This window comes from Streptomyces purpurascens (assembly GCF_045040895.1).
Taxonomy (GTDB): domain Bacteria; phylum Actinomycetota; class Actinomycetes; order Streptomycetales; family Streptomycetaceae; genus Streptomyces; species Streptomyces purpurascens.
Genome location: NZ_CP108341.1, coordinates 1,149,540 through 1,163,663, shown reverse-complemented (window position 1 = coordinate 1,163,663; position 14,124 = coordinate 1,149,540). Strand labels below are relative to the sequence as shown.

Below are 14,124 nucleotides of genomic sequence, written 5' to 3'. Positions count from 1 at the left end.
TGACAGCGGACTCCCCGTCAATTCCCAGACTTCTCCCCGGATTTCCCCTGCCGCGCCGGTCATAGTCGACCTCGCGCACCGCCGGACCGAGGTGCGCGTACGGGAGCCGCCTCCACCGACCCCCACAGCCCCCCGAGGAATCCATGACGCATACCAGCAGTGGCCTGCGTACGGAGCGACGCTTCCAGTCGCCGTCGCCGGCTGATGCCACTGGCTCGACCGCTGCGCGCACGCCGACCGTCGAGATCGTCATTCCGGTCTACAACGAGGAACGGGCCCTGCCCGGCTGTATCCGAACCCTGCACGCCCGTCTGCGGGACGAACTTCCCTACCCGTGGCAGATCACGGTGGCGGACAACGCCAGCGTCGACGACACCCTCGCCGTGGCCCGGGAGCTGGCGCAGGAGCTGCCGGGCGTGGGCGTCGTCCATCTGGAGCGCAAGGGCCGTGGTCTGGCTCTGCGCACGGTATGGGGCACGAGCGGCGCGGACATCGTTGTCTACATGGACGTCGATCTGTCCACGGGCCTGGACGGACTGCTGCCCCTGATCGCCCCGTTGGCCAGCGGCCACTCCGACCTGGCGATCGGCAGTCGTCTCGCGCCGGGTGCCCGCACGGTTCGCGGCCCGCGCCGCGAGTTGATATCCCGCTGCTACAACGGGCTGATCAGGTTCACCCACGGCGCCCGTTTCAGCGACGCTCAGTGCGGGTTCAAGGCCGCCCGCACCGAGGTGCTGCGCCCGCTGCTGGCAAAGACGCGGGACGACGCCTGGTTCTTCGACACCGAACTGCTGCTCCTGGCCGAGCACAACGGGCTGCGCATCCACGAGGTCCCGGTCGACTGGGTGGAGGACGTGGACACCCGTGTCGACGTCGTCGGCACCGCCACGGACGACCTCAAAGGCCTGTGGCACATGGCCCGGTTGAAGGCGTCAGGCGCGGCCCGAGTCCCGGTTCCGCCCCGCCCGGAGCCGGCAGCCGAGCACCCCGACGCCGTTCTCGCCCCGGACATGGCACGTTCTCAACTCGCGTGGCAGGTCGGCTGCTTCGTCAGCATCGGCATCGCATCGACCGCCGGACAGGCCCTGCTGTACTGGCTGTTGCGCGGTTGGTGGCAGCCCGCCCTCGCCAACTTCGTCTCGCTGCTCGTGCTCACGCTCCTCAACACAGAAGCCAACCGCCGTCTCACCTTCCGCTACTCGGCGGACGACATCGGCGCCGGACGCGCACACCTGGGGGCCGGTGCGCTGTTCGTCGTCGGGTATCTGATCACCTCGGGTGCGGTGCTGCTGTTCCGCGACGCGGTCCCGGACGCGTCGGCCGCCGCAGAGACGTTGGTCCTGGCCGTCTCCTCGGTGCTGGTGACCGGAATCCGCTTCCTGGCCCTGCGGCTGGCGGTGTTCCGCCGCCGCCCGCGCTGACCTCGCACCCCTGTATCTCCTCCGCCCGACTCCCCGAGAGCGAATCCACCATGACCTCCACCACCGAGGCGCACGCGAGCACGGTCACGCGTCTCCCGGATACCGGCCGCGGCCTGCCGCGCTGGACGCCCCAGGCAGCCCTGGCCGCGATCCTGGTCCTGTCCGCTGTGCTGTACGGCTGGGCCCTCGGCTCGCTCGGCTGGGGCAACAGCTACTACTCGGCCGCCGTGAAGTCGATGGGCCAGAGCTGGACCAACTTCCTCTTCGGCTCCTTCGACCCGGCCGGAGTCATCACGGTCGACAAGCCTCCGGCCGCGCTGTGGCCGCAGGTCGTCAGCAGCAAGATCTTCGGCATGCGCGGATGGGCGCTGCTCCTTCCCCAGGTGGTGGAGGGCGTTGCCGCCGTCTTCGTGCTGCACCGCACGGTACGGCGCTGGGCCGGTGAGGCCACGGCGCTGCTCACCGCCCTGGTGATGACACTGACACCGATCACGGTCGCCATCAACCGCGACAACAACCCGGACCCGCTGCTGGTGTTGTTCCTGGTGTCAGCCGCCTACGCCCTGACCCGCGCCCTGCAGTCACAGGCGGGTCGGCGCGGCACGTGGTGGCTGTGCGCCTGTGGGTTCCTGGTCGGCTGCGGCTTCCTCACGAAGATGATGGCGGCCTGGATGGTGCTCCCGGCCCTCACGGCCGCGTGGCTGGTCGGCGCGACCGGGACATGGCTCGCCCGCGTCGGGCGCCTGCTGATCGCCGGTGCCGTGTGCGCAGTGTCCTCGCTCTGGTGGGTGGCGATGGTGGCCTGGTGGCCGGGGGAACAGCCGTACATCGGAGGCAGCACCGACGGCGGCGCCTGGGACCTGGTCACCGGCTACAACGGACTCGGCCGCATCTTCGGCGAAAGTGACAGCTCGGGCGGCATGAGCGGCATGGGTGGCGCCTTCGGCGGCGAGGCGGGTCTGCTGCGGCTCTTCAACGACCAGGTGGCCGGGCAGATCAGCTGGCTGCTGCCCGCAAGCGGCGTGGCGCTGGCCGTCGCGGTGACCGCCGCCGCGCTGCGCCGGCGAGGGAAGAGCTCGGCGGGGAAGGCCCTCGCCGGGTCCGGGTGGGTGCTCTGGGGCACCTGGCTGGTGGTGTGCGGCCTGGTGTACTCCACGCAGGAGGGCACCTTCCACCCGTACTACACGACCCAACTGGCTCCCGCCATTGCCGCGTTGACCGCCGGCCTGGCGACGGCGCTGGCGCGGGCACATCGGGCCGGGGCGCGCTGGGCGTTGCCCGTCGGCGCCGGGACTGTGCTCGTGACCGTCGTCTGGGCTGCCGTCGTGATCCGCCGGGAGCCGTCGTGGCACGGGTGGCTGGCCTGGGTCGTGGTGGTGCTGGGCCTGGCCGCCGTCGGGCTGTTGATCGCGGCGGCGTGGACGGTGCGACTGGTGCCGGTGGCCCTGGGCGGCGCTGTGCTGGCGGTCCTGTTCGCGCCGGGCGCGTGGGCGATGACCGTGCCGGGCGAGTCGGGCTCCGCGATGGGCGGCGCCAACCCGACGGCCGGTCCTACGCAGATGTCCTTCGGCGGCGGGGGCTCGTTCCGTGGCGGCGGAAAAGAAGACGGCGGTTTCGAGTTGCCTCAGGGCATGGAGTTGCCTGAGGGCCTTGGCGGCGGAGGGCCGCGCATGCCCGGCGGCGGCTCAGGATCGGGCGCCGGCGGCACGATGCCCTCGTTCCCCGGAACCGGCGGCGACTCCGGTGCGCGCGGCGGCATGGGGGCCATGGCCGGCATGGGCAAAGGCGCCGATCTCACATCTGACCAGCGCAAGATCCTCGTCTACGCCACCGAGCACTCCAAGGGAGCCCGCATCACCCTCGCGGTCGATGGCGCAGCCCAGGGCGCAGCCACTTTCATCCTGAACAGCGACGCCACGGTCATCGGTATGGGCGGCTTCATCGGCACTGACAACGCGCCTTCCGAACAGCAGCTGGAACAGTGGACCAAGAGCGGCGAACTCCGGTACGTCCTCGGCTCCGAGTCCGGGGGCATCGGCGCGATGATGGGCGGCACGGACAGCGCGGCCTCGAAGCGATCGACCTGGATCACCGAGAACTGCACCAAGGTCCCGGCCCAGGAGTACGGCGGCAGCACGACCAGCTCCGACGGCGGCGGCAAGGCATCGGGCGGCATGATGGGCCTGATGGGCACGACCTTGTACGACTGCGCCGCGAAGTAGCAACAGAGGCAGAACGGACGACCCCGCATCATGGCCGAACAGCCCGCCGCGCGTGCCCCGCACCGCCTCCTGGTGGTCGAGGACGACCCCAGTATTCGCATGCTGCTGGAGTCCGCGCTGCGGCTGTCCGGCTATGAGGTGGCCAGTTGCGCCACCGGGCAGGAGGCTCTGCGGGATGTCGAGGGTTTCCGCCCCGATCTGATCCTCCTCGATGTCATGCTGCCCGACCTGGACGGCTTCGCGGTGACCCGTACGCTGCGGGCGACGGGGGTGCGAACCCCCGTGCTGTTCCTCACGGCCCGCGGCGAGGTCACCGACCGCATCGCAGGCCTGACGGCCGGCGGTGACGACTACGTCACCAAGCCGTTCAGCATCGAGGAAGTGCTGCTGCGCATCCACGCCATCCTGCGCCGCACAGACCCCGGGCACGCATCCGGCGCGGAAGGCCCCGAGTGCGGTGTTCTGCGATTCGCCGACCTGGAACTGGACGAGAACGCCCACGAGGTGCACCGGGCCGGCGAGTACATCTCGCTGTCGCCGACCGAGTTCAGGCTGCTCGCCTACATGATGGAGAACTCCACGCGGGTCCTGAGCAAGAGGAAGATCCTCAACCATGTGTGGGGGTTCGACTTCGCGGGTGACGGCCGCATCGTCGAGACGTACGTCAAATATCTGCGCCGCAAGGTCGACTGCTTCGAGCCGCCCCTGCTGCACACCGTGCGCGGGGTGGGCTACTGCCTGCGGTTTCCCCGAGGTCACCACAGCACCGAGGGCGACGGATGAACCGCCGTTGGCGAACGCTGCGGCACCGGTCGCTGCGCGGCCGCCTCGTGTGGGGAGTGACCCTGCTTGCCGCGGCCACGGTGCTCACCGCGCAGACCATCGGGTTCGTGGTCCTGCGCTCCTGGCTGCTCGACCGGGTCGACCAGCAGCTGACGGAGTTCGCCCTCCCGGCCCGAGCCGGTCTGCCAGCCCGGCCGGCCCCGGACTCCGTCACCCTGCCCTCGGACTTCCGCATCACTTTCTATGGGTCCTCGGGCGCGGAGCGGGGCACGCTCGGCAGCGGGGACAAGCCAGGGCCCAGGCTCCCGAGCTTGACGAACGAGCTGAACCTGACACCGGGGCGCCAGGCCACGCTCGCCGCCGAGTCCGGCGACGGCCACTGGCGGGTGCTGTGGAAGGACGGATCCGACGACACCAGCTATGTCGTCGCCCTGCCCCTCGACACCGTTGAGGGCGCCACGGACAAACTTCTCGCCCTCAACGCGGCGGTCTTGGCCGTCGCCGTGGTCGGTCTGGTCGCCCTCGGCCGCTGGGTGGTCCGGCTCGGTCTGCTCCCCCTGACCCAGATGGAACACACGGCCCTGGACATCACCGCCGGCGACCTCAGCCTGCGCCTGCCCGACACCGACCCGCACACCGAGACCGGACGCCTCGGCACCGTGCTGAACGACATGCTCGACCGTCTCCAACAGGCCTTGCGGCAGCGGGAGTTCTCGGAAGCCCGGCTGCGCCGCTTCGTCGCCGACGCCGGCCACGAACTTCGTACGCCCCTCACCGCCGTCCAGGGCTTCGCCGAACTCGCCCTACGTCACCCGGACCGCCCCACCGCCCAACGCGGGGAAGGCGACGAACAGATCGCCAAGAACGCCGAGCGCATGAACCTCCTCGTCGACGACCTGCTGTTGCTCGCCAAGCTCGATCAGGAACCCGCCTACCGCAGGGTCTGCGTAGACATGCTCTCGCTCGCGGCCGACGCGGTGAGCGCGGCGGCAGTACGTGCGGGCAGCGACCACCGCGTCACCCTCAGCCCCCTCGATGCCCCGGCTGAGGACACCGAGCTCGAGGTCGTGGAGACCGTCGGCGACCCCGACCGCCTGCTCCAGGTGGTCAACAACCTGCTGTCCAACGCCCTCGTCCACACACCGCTCGGCACACCGGTCGACGTGCGCGTGGGCACCGCCCACGCAGGGGCGGCGGCGGGCGGCATCGATCGTCCGGGCCGGACCAGCGCCGCCCCACCCCTGGCCGAGGACACGGCGATCTGTGTGATCGAGGTCGCCGACCAAGGTCCGGGCCTGCCGTCCGAGGAGGCCGACCGGGTCTTCGAGCGCTTCTACCGCGTCGACCCCTCCCGTTCCCGCGACCAAGGCGGCAGCGGCCTCGGTCTCGCCATCGCGTCGGCGATCGCCCAGGGGCACGGCGGCCGCCTCGAACTCGACACCGGAGCTGGTTCCGGGTGCGTCTTTCGCCTGGTGCTCCCCCTGGTGAGCACCGGACACCTGCGCGGATCGGAGCCGGACGTCAATCCGATGCCCCGGGATGTCATCACCCGCCGCCCAACCGGCCACTGCGGCAAGAACCGGCTTGGACGCACGTAGACCACAAGGCACAGGGCAGCAATCCGCCGCTACGTCCTCTGGCGGAACCGTCATGCCGGCGACCAACGCCTCCGCACCGTCGTCGACAGGGCGCATGTCGCCTGACGCGGCACTAGCTCGTAGGGCTCCCCGGCCCCGGTGCCGTCATCCAGCGCCACTGGGTGAACTGTTCCAGGCTGGCTGTGCCGCCGATGCGGGAGCCGTTGCCGGAGATGCCCATGCCTCCGAAGGGGGCGTTCGCGGCGTCCTTGGCGGAGACGTCGTTGATGTGGACCATGCCGGTGCGCAGCCGCTCGGCGACAGCGGTCGCCCTCGGGACGGAGCCGGAGTGCACGGCGGCCGTCAGACCGTACGCGGTGTCGTTGGCGATCTCGACGGCCTCCGCCTCGCTGTGAAAGGGAATGACCGGGGCGACGGGGCCGAAGATCTCCTCGGTGAAGGCGGGCATGGCCCGGCCGACGTGGTCCAGGACGGTGGGCGGGTAGAAGAGTCCGTCGCGTCGGCCGCCCGTGAGCACCCGGGCCCCGACGGCCACGCTCTCGTCGACGATGCGCTCGATTCTGGTGGCCTGCCGCTCGCTGATGACCGGGCCGACGCTGACGCCCTCCACGCGGGGGTCGCCGACGCGCATGGCCCGCGCGTGCCCGACCAGCGCGTCGGTGTACGCCTCGGCCAGATCGGCGTGGACCAGGTGGCGGCCGGCGGCGACGCAGGCCTGTCCCTGGTATCCGAAGGTACTCACGGCTCCGGCCAGGGCGGCCGCCTCCACGTCCGCGTCCTCGAGCACGACGAGCGCGTTCTTGCCGCCGAGCTCCAGGGAGACCCGCTTCAGCCCCTCACCCGCCACTCGGGCCACCATGCGTCCGGCCTCGACGGAGCCGGTGAACGCGACCATGGCGACATGGGGATCCGCCGCGACCGCCTGCCCGGTCTCCGCGCCGCCCGGCAGGACGTGCAGCACCCCGTCGGGCAGTCCGGAGTCCTCGAAGAGCCGCGCGACGAGGACACCCCCGGACACCGGGGTGAGCGGGTCGGGTTTGAGCAGCACGGTGTTGCCCAGCGCGAGGGCGGGTGCCAGTGCGCGCATCGCGAACAGGAGCGGCGCGTTCCAGGGGTTGATGACACCGACCACGCCGATCGGCACCCGCCACGCCAGACTCGTTCCCCCGGGGGCCTGAGCAGCCAGGACCTCACCCCGTGGCAGGGACGCCAGTCCGACGGCGTGCGTCAGTTGCGCGAGGGCGGCGATGATCTCGTAGTCGCCCTTGGCGGGGACGCCGGCCGACTCGCGGACGATCCAGTCGCGGAAAGTGTCGCTGCGTTCACGCAGGGTGGCGGAGGCGCGCAGCAGGACCTCGACCCGGTCGGAAGGAGCCGCCGCCGACCAGTCGCCGGCGGCCTGGACGGCCCGAGCGCCGGCCCGAGCGACGTCCGCGGGGGAGGCGACCCCGATCTCGGCCAAGGCGTGCCCCGTGGCCGGTTCGATCACCTGGCGCGTGCCGCCCTCGGACTCGCGCCAGCCCGCGCTGTAGATCTTCCCGGCCCACTCGGCTCGGTCCGGCCACTTCGTGCCGTTGACAGCCATGGATGCCGCCCTCCGCCCGGGATCGGTGCCGCAGCCCTGCCATGAGGACTCGTTTGCGTACATCTGCGACCCTTGTTGTCTAGTGTCGTAATAAGTGATGGTGCGGCGCACCTCGGGTTCGGGACGCTCCCGGGCAGACGGCCCCAGGGCGGGATTGAGGCGAGATGACGTCATGATCGGATCCGCGTCCGCCCGGGACGAGGGCCCGCCGAGCGCTTGGTCGCAGGAAGGTGTCGACGAGGCGGCCACGGCCAGGGTCGTCGTCGACGGCCACGGTGTGGTGACCGCGTGGAACGAAGGGGCCCGGCGACTGCTCGGACATCGGGCCCCGGAGATGATCGGCCGGAGCGGGGCCGTGCTGCTCGCGGACGCCGCTCCGGCGCACGTGCTGGACTCGCTGACCGGCCTGCCGAGGTGGAGCGGCACGGCCACGCTGCTGCACCGGGACGGTCACCGGCTCACCGTCGGACTGCTGGCCCATCACCGGGAGAACGACGGGGCCGACGACTGGCTGCTGGTGTCACCGGTGACCCGGCCGGCACCGACGCCTGAGGACGACGCGTTCGTGCGGCGCAGTTTCGCCCAGGCTCCCTCCACGATGGCCCTGTACGACACCGGACTGCGGTTGCGCTGGGCGAACGCGGACATGGAACGTGTGGTGGGGCTGTCCGAGCGAGAGATGCGCGGCCTGCGCGTGACGGAGATCGTCCTCGACCCGGAGAGTGAACGGACCGAGGAGGGCATGCGCACCGCGCTGGAGACCGGCCGACTCCAGGAGCTCGGAGCCGCGCTGCACCTCGCCGGCCATGAGCGGGAGAGCGTGTGGTCGTTGTCCCTCGTCCCTGTGCGGGACGCCGACGGGCGACTCGAAGGTGTCCTGCTGTCGGCGCACGACGTGACGGAGCAGTACCTCGCACGGCAGCGACTGGTCCTGGTCGACGACGCCAGCCTGCGGATCGGCAGCACCCTGGACCTGCCCCGTACCGCTCAGGAACTCGCCGACGTGGCCGTCCCGCGCTTCGCGGACTTCGTCACGGTCGATCTCCTGCCGGGGATCGAGGGAGGTGAGGACCCGCCGCAGGGCTCTCCGCACGGTCCGGTGATGTTGCGCCGGGTCGCCTCTCAGTCGGTTCTGCGGGGCCGCCCCGAAGCCGTGGTGCCGTACGGGACGGTGGCGGCCTACCCGGAGGGTTCCACCGCGGCGGACTGCCTGGCAGCGGGGCGGCCGGTCATCGAGCACATCACGCCCGCCGCCCTGGAGGATCTGGACCGGACGGCCCCGCAACGGGCCGAACGGATGCGGCACTTCGGGTTCCACTCGGTGCTGGCGGTACCCATGCGCGCGCGTGGTCTCACCTTGGGAGTGGCCACGTTCTCCCGCCACCGCCGGCCCCAGCGCTTCGAGCAGGACGATCTGCTGCTGGGCCAGGAGATCACCGCCCGAGCCGCCGTGTGCATCGACAACGCCCGGCGCTACACCCGCGAGCGTGACACCTCCCTCACGTTGCAGAGCAACCTGCTGCCGCAACATCTCCCCGAGCAGGCGGCCCTGGACGTCGCCTCCCGTTATCTGCCCGCCAGCGCCCGGGCCGGTGTCGGCGGCGACTGGTTCGACGTCATTCCGCTGTCCGGCGCCCGGGTCGCTCTGGTCGTCGGTGACGTCGTGGGTCACGGCATCCAGGCCTCGGCGACCATGGGGCGGCTGCGCACCGCCGTGCGCACGCTGGCCGATGTCGACCTTCCCCCCGACGAGTTGCTGACCCATCTCGACGACCTGGTCAACCGCTCGGCCGGTGAGGGCGACCCCATGGCCCTGCTCGACGGCGACATCGGCGCCACCTGTCTGTACGCCGTCTACGACCCGGTCTCCCGGCACTGCACGATCGCCCGCGCCGGCCACCCGGTGCCCGCCCTCGTGGCACCTGACGGCACCGTCGAGTTCCTCGAGGTTCCGGCAGGGCCTCCCCTCGGCCTGGGCGGCCTGCCCTTCGAGTCGACCGAGCTGGAGCCGGCCGAGGGCAGCCTGCTCGTGCTGTACACGGACGGGCTCGTCGAGGCCCGCGGCCGTGACCTCGACGAAGGGATCGCCGCCATGCGCGAGGTGCTGCGGCGGCCGGCCCAGGATCTGGAGGCCACGTGTGACGCCTTGCTGCGTGCCCTGCTCGTGGATCGCCCCTCCGATGATGTGGCGCTCCTCGTGGCCCGCACCCGAGCCCTCGACGCCTCCCACGTGGCGACCTGGCCGGTGTCGCAGGACCCCGCCGCGGTCGCCGAGACGCGCAAGGTCGCCTGCCGGCAGCTGTCCGAGTGGGGCCTGGACGATGCCGTGTTCATCACCGAGCTGGTCGTCAGCGAACTGGTCACCAACGCCATCCGGTACGGCCGGCCTCCCATCGAGCTCAGACTGATCTACGACCGCACGCTCATCTGCGAAGTGTCCGACGGCAGCACGACCGCACCCCACCTTCGCCGGGCGCGGACCTCCGACGAAGGCGGACGCGGGTTGCTTCTCGTCGCCCAGCTCACCCAGGGCTGGGGTACCCGTCAGATCACCAACGGCAAGATCATTTGGGCCGAGCAGGTGCTTCCCGCCGACTGAGGCGGGAAGCACCTGCGTACCGGTTCAGGGAGGCAGGCGCCGGTCAGCAGGTCGAGTTGGTCTGGGTGAGGAGGCCGAGCCGCCACGGGAGGGTGTTGTAGTCGCCGCTCGCGTTGGGGTTCATGCCCTGGTAGAGGTACTGGAGCCGACAGGCGGGGATGGTCAGTGTCTGGTCGTAACCGGCACGGAGCATCTCGCCGTGGCTGATGTCCCTGGTCCAGGCTCCGGACGGGAAGGTGACGTTGTTCGACTTGGCGAAGGGGTTGCTCTCGGAGGCGGCCAGTTGCGTCCAGGAGCCGGCGAGGTTGCTCGTCGTCCAGGAGCGGAAATAGCGTCGGCCGTCCGATCCGATGGCCTCGACGAGGAGCAGGTACTGGCTGGTGCCCTGCACCTTGTACACGTTGCTCGCCTCGAACAGGGCGTATTTGGAGTCCTGGGCCGCGATGACGGTGTTGGTGAAGCCGTTCGGGAACTGGCCGACGGTCGTCTGGGAGCGGTACAGGTGCCCGTTGTCGTCCGAGGAGAACAGGTAGCAGTTGGCGCTGTCGCAGATCACCCACATGTCGACCCAGTAGCCGTTGCCGATGTTCTGCTTGATGATGTCGGGCATCGACGAGTAGAAGTTGCGCGGTGCGCTCCACCCGTTCGGATTGCTGATGTCGGGGTTGGTGGAGTAGGACGCGTTGCCCGTCTGGTACACGAGGTACCACAGTCGTTGGGGCGCGTAGTAGAAGACCTGCGGCGCTGCCCGGTACCCGGCTCCGATGGCGCTGCGGTCCAGGTAGTGGTGCGTGGCCGAGCCGGCCTGCGACCAGTCACTGAAGTTCAGGTACACCAGGTTGTATCCGGAGGCGCTCGCGGTACTGGCGAACACGTGGTACTTGCCGTTGTACCGGACGACCGTCGGATCCTTGATGCCGGCGATGTTGTGGGTGGCGTCCGACTTCGGCGAGATCAGCGTCCCGCTGGAGCTCCAGGAGAAGCGGGAGGGCAGCGCGGCGGCGGACCGGGGCGAACGGGAGTCAGCCGGCCGGGCGTCGGCTCGCGTCGTCGCGGCCGAGCCGCCCATCGCGGTGAGCGTCGACTGGTACGCCGGTTTCTTGTTGCCGCTGCGGTCGAACAGCAGGGGGTTCTCCCCCTGGCGCCAGGAGTCGCTGTCGCGGATGCCCCAGACGGTGACGCCGGTGCAGCGCGCCACGTTCATACAGGCCCTGACCGTGTTCGCGTACGCGTTCGCCGGTGCCTGTGCGATGTCCAGCTCGGTGATCTGTACGTCCACGCCGAGGGCGGCGAAGTTCGACAGCGTCGTCTGGAAGCTCGCGGGAGGACCGCCGGTGCCGAAGTGCGCCTGGAGGCCGACGCAGTCGATGGGCACGCCGCGCGACTTGAAGTCGCGCACCATGCGGTACACGCCCTGGGTCTTGGCGGCGTTCCAGTCCTCGATGTTGTAGTCGTTGTAGCAGAGCTTGGCCGCCGGGTCGGCCGACCGCGCGGTGCGGAAGGCCTGCTCGATGAACCCGTTGCCCAGCAGGTTCTGGAACACCGAGGGGCGGTGCTGGCCGCTGCCGCCGTCGGCGAAGGCCTCGTTGACCACGTCCCAGGAGTGGATCCGGCCCTTGTAGCGGTTCGCCACCGTGGTGATGTGGTTGTTCATCACGCTGCGCAGCGTGTTCGCGTCAGTGATGGAGCTGACCCAGCCGGGCAGTTGGGAGTGCCACACCAGCGTGTGGCCGCGCACGCGCTGACCGCGGGCCGTAGCGCGGTTCACTATCTGGTCGGCGGGGCCGAAGGTGAACGAGCCGCGGGATCGCTCGGTGGCGTCCCACTTCATCTCGTTCTCGGCTGTCACCGAGTTGAACTCGCGGTCCAGGATGCCGGTGTACACGCCGTCACCGAGCTTTCCGGCGGCCACCGCTGTCCCGAAGTACCGTCCGGACTGGGAGGCTTGCGCGCCGAGCGTGGAGGCCCGGACGGCGTCGGGCGCGGCGGTCGCGGCCTCTGGCGCCACCAGGGCGGCCACGGCCAGCAGGGACAACACCGAGGCTCGGCGACGGCCGAGCCGTTTCAGCGGGTTCATGGTTCTCCTCGTACGGTTGGCGGGGGGTTGGGGGTGCGATCGGTGGGACGGGTCAGGGCGTGGACAGCTCGAACCGCGGGACGCGGACCGCGCCGCCGAGCGCCTGGGTGGCGTGGTTGAAGAGGGCGAATCGGTAGCCCATGAAGAAGCGCCAGTCGTTGCCCATGGAGAAGGCGGGCCCGAGGCGGATGAAGGTGGTGCCGTCCGTGCTGTAGGAGAAGGTTCCGGGGCGTGCCGAGCCGGGGCGGATGTCCGCGGCCGCGCGCAGCCGGACGCGGTTGCCGGACACGGCCGCGCTCGCGACCTCGGTGCCCGTGCCGGTGGTGTTCCAGTTGCCGTCCATGGTCAGCCCGTTGAGCATCACCACCCGCGTCACGCCACCGTCGCGTTTGACACCGATCCAGGCGGAGGAGTCACGCAGCAGCGCGAGCCCGGCCCGGTCGCCGTCCCGCATCGCCGAGAAGTCGAGATCGACCGTGGCGGTGGAGGCAGGACCCTGGATGCGGTGGGTGAGCGTGTTGCGGGCCCAGTACAGGTCGTTGGTGACGGTCGCGGTCCGCAGGGTCAGTCCGTTGCCGACCGACCACTTGGTGTTGTCCGGGTTGTGGTTCCACTCCCACCTCGGCTTGAGGGTCGTGCCGTCGAAGGTGTCGACCCCGACCATGGGGGTGACCTGGCGGGGTGGTGTGGGCACGGCCGGGCTGGGATACGAGGTGCCCCATGCGCCGTTCACGAGCTGCACGACGGGCCAGCCGTCCGCGGTCCAGGTGACCGGTGCCAGGGCGGGCACCCGGCCGCCGGGGTAGGCGTCCACGAAGGCCAGGTAGTACCAGGCGCCGCTCTGCGTCCGCACCAGCCCGCCCTGGTGCGGGACGCCGCCGCCGGGGATGGGTCCGCGCAGGTCGAGCAGGACCTGTCGCAGCGTGTACGGACCGAAGGGTCCGCTCGACGACTTGAGGATGTACTGGCCGTTGGCCGGGCGGGTCAGGAAGATGTAGTACTGCCCGTTGATCTTGTAGAAGCGGGACCCCTCCAGGGTGCCGACACTCGACGGGGTGCTGAACACCTGCTGCGTGCGGACCTGGGTGCGGCCGTCGGGCGAGAGCTGGGCCACGCTGATGGTGGTGTTGCCGTAGGCCACGTACAGGGTGTCGTCGCTGTCGACGAGCAGCCCGGCGTCGTAGTACGGCGTGCTGATCGTGGTGAGTCTGTTCCACGGCCCCTCGACCGCCGTGGCGGTGTAGAGGTACGTCCTGCTGAAGTCGATCTGGCCGAGCCAGTAGAAGGTCTTGTTGCTCGGGCGGTAGGCCAGCGACGACGCCCAGATGCCGCGGACGTAGCCACGGCCACCGTTCAGGTCGTACTTGGCGCCGAAGTCGAGGACGGGTACCGAATGACCGGCGATCTCCCAGTTCACCAGGTCGTACGAGCGCAGGACGGGGGCGCCCGGCGAGTAGTGCATCGTGGAGGCCGAGGCGTAGTAGGTGCCCTCGACGCGGATCACGTCGATGTCCGCGAAGTCCTGCCAGATGACCGGGTTGGTGTACGCCGCCGCGGACGCGAGGGCCGGTCCCCGGAAGGAGCCGGAGGCGGCGGCGCTCCGGGACGCACCCGCCAGGGGGAGGGAGGCACTCGCCACCAGTCCGGTGGCTGCGGCCAGCGCTCGACGGCGACCCATGGGTTGATGAGAGCATGACATATCCATGTCGTTCTCCTTGTGCGGCCGAGCCGTTGCGGTTGACGCGTGCAACCGCCGTGAGCCTTACGACTGAGGAGTGGGTGCTGTGCCGACGTGCATGGCGCGGGGGCCTGCTTCTTGTCACCGGTGTGCAGTGGCCG

At 70.3% G+C, this 14,124-nt stretch carries 8 protein-coding genes and 1 pseudogene; 6 read left to right on the top strand and 3 right to left on the bottom strand.

Annotated elements, in window-relative coordinates; all coding sequences use genetic code 11:
- Positions 1-143 precede the first annotated feature (143 nt).
- The 5 genes and pseudogenes from OHU35_RS05260 to OHU35_RS05240 all read left to right on the top strand — a co-directional run.
- Entirely contained in the window at positions 144-1,421 is a 1,278-nt protein-coding gene (locus OHU35_RS05260) for a bifunctional glycosyltransferase family 2/GtrA family protein (RefSeq protein WP_189724229.1), read from the top strand.
- Between the two features lie 50 nt (positions 1,422-1,471).
- Positions 1,472-3,643: a glycosyltransferase family 39 protein gene (locus tag OHU35_RS05255; RefSeq protein WP_189724228.1), complete on the top strand. Its 2,172-nt coding sequence runs from the start codon at positions 1,472-1,474 to the stop codon at positions 3,641-3,643.
- A gap of 30 nt (positions 3,644-3,673) precedes the next feature.
- Complete coding sequence (locus OHU35_RS05250) at positions 3,674-4,426, top strand: response regulator transcription factor (RefSeq protein ID WP_189724227.1); 753 nt, start codon at positions 3,674-3,676, stop codon at positions 4,424-4,426.
- Positions 4,423-6,024 (top strand): ATP-binding protein, encoded by a 1,602-nt coding sequence (locus OHU35_RS05245; protein ID WP_189724226.1) that lies wholly within the window; start codon positions 4,423-4,425, stop codon positions 6,022-6,024. Before OHU35_RS05250 ends, OHU35_RS05245 begins: the two co-directional genes overlap by 4 nt.
- Positions 6,018-6,129: pseudogene (locus OHU35_RS05240) on the top strand (transposase); the annotation flags it as partial. The gene OHU35_RS05245 and the pseudogene OHU35_RS05240, both read left to right, overlap by 7 nt.
- 7 nt (positions 6,130-6,136) lie before the next feature.
- On the opposite strand, the gene OHU35_RS05235 reads toward OHU35_RS05240, so the two are convergent.
- Entirely contained in the window at positions 6,137-7,609 is a 1,473-nt protein-coding gene (locus OHU35_RS05235; protein ID WP_189724225.1) for an aldehyde dehydrogenase family protein, read from the bottom strand.
- A gap of 172 nt (positions 7,610-7,781) precedes the next feature.
- Between OHU35_RS05235 and OHU35_RS05230 the strand changes: the two genes are divergently transcribed.
- Complete coding sequence (locus tag OHU35_RS05230; RefSeq protein ID WP_189724224.1) at positions 7,782-10,208, top strand: SpoIIE family protein phosphatase; 2,427 nt, start codon at positions 7,782-7,784, stop codon at positions 10,206-10,208.
- 43 nt (positions 10,209-10,251) lie between these two features.
- Here OHU35_RS05230 and OHU35_RS05225 read toward each other — a convergent pair whose 3' ends face one another.
- Together OHU35_RS05225 and OHU35_RS05220 are read right to left on the bottom strand one after the other, a co-directional pair.
- Positions 10,252-12,285 carry a non-reducing end alpha-L-arabinofuranosidase family hydrolase gene (locus OHU35_RS05225; RefSeq protein WP_189724223.1) on the bottom strand — a complete coding sequence of 678 codons (2,034 nt, stop codon included), beginning with the start codon at positions 12,283-12,285 and terminating at the stop codon, positions 10,252-10,254.
- Positions 12,286-12,337: 52 nt separating this feature from the next.
- On the bottom strand, positions 12,338-13,963 hold the full coding sequence (locus tag OHU35_RS05220; RefSeq protein WP_189724222.1) for a glycoside hydrolase 43 family protein: 1,626 nt from the start codon (positions 13,961-13,963) through the stop codon (positions 12,338-12,340).
- Positions 13,964-14,124: the final 161 nt, after the last annotated feature.

Coding starts and splice junctions, on each gene's coding strand:
- OHU35_RS05260 (WP_189724229.1), top strand. CDS start 144: ATGACGCATACCAGCAGTGGCCTGCGTACGGAGCGACGCTTCCAGTCG.
- OHU35_RS05245 (WP_189724226.1), top strand. CDS start 4,423: ATGAACCGCCGTTGGCGAACGCTGCGGCACCGGTCGCTGCGCGGCCGC.
- OHU35_RS05225 (WP_189724223.1), bottom strand. CDS start 12,285: ATGAACCCGCTGAAACGGCTCGGCCGTCGCCGAGCCTCGGTGTTGTCC.
- OHU35_RS05220 (WP_189724222.1), bottom strand. CDS start 13,963: ATGGGTCGCCGTCGAGCGCTGGCCGCAGCCACCGGACTGGTGGCGAGT.
- OHU35_RS05235 (WP_189724225.1), bottom strand. CDS start 7,609: ATGGCTGTCAACGGCACGAAGTGGCCGGACCGAGCCGAGTGGGCCGGG.
- OHU35_RS05255 (WP_189724228.1), top strand. CDS start 1,472: ATGACCTCCACCACCGAGGCGCACGCGAGCACGGTCACGCGTCTCCCG.
- OHU35_RS05250 (WP_189724227.1), top strand. CDS start 3,674: ATGGCCGAACAGCCCGCCGCGCGTGCCCCGCACCGCCTCCTGGTGGTC.
- OHU35_RS05230 (WP_189724224.1), top strand. CDS start 7,782: ATGATCGGATCCGCGTCCGCCCGGGACGAGGGCCCGCCGAGCGCTTGG.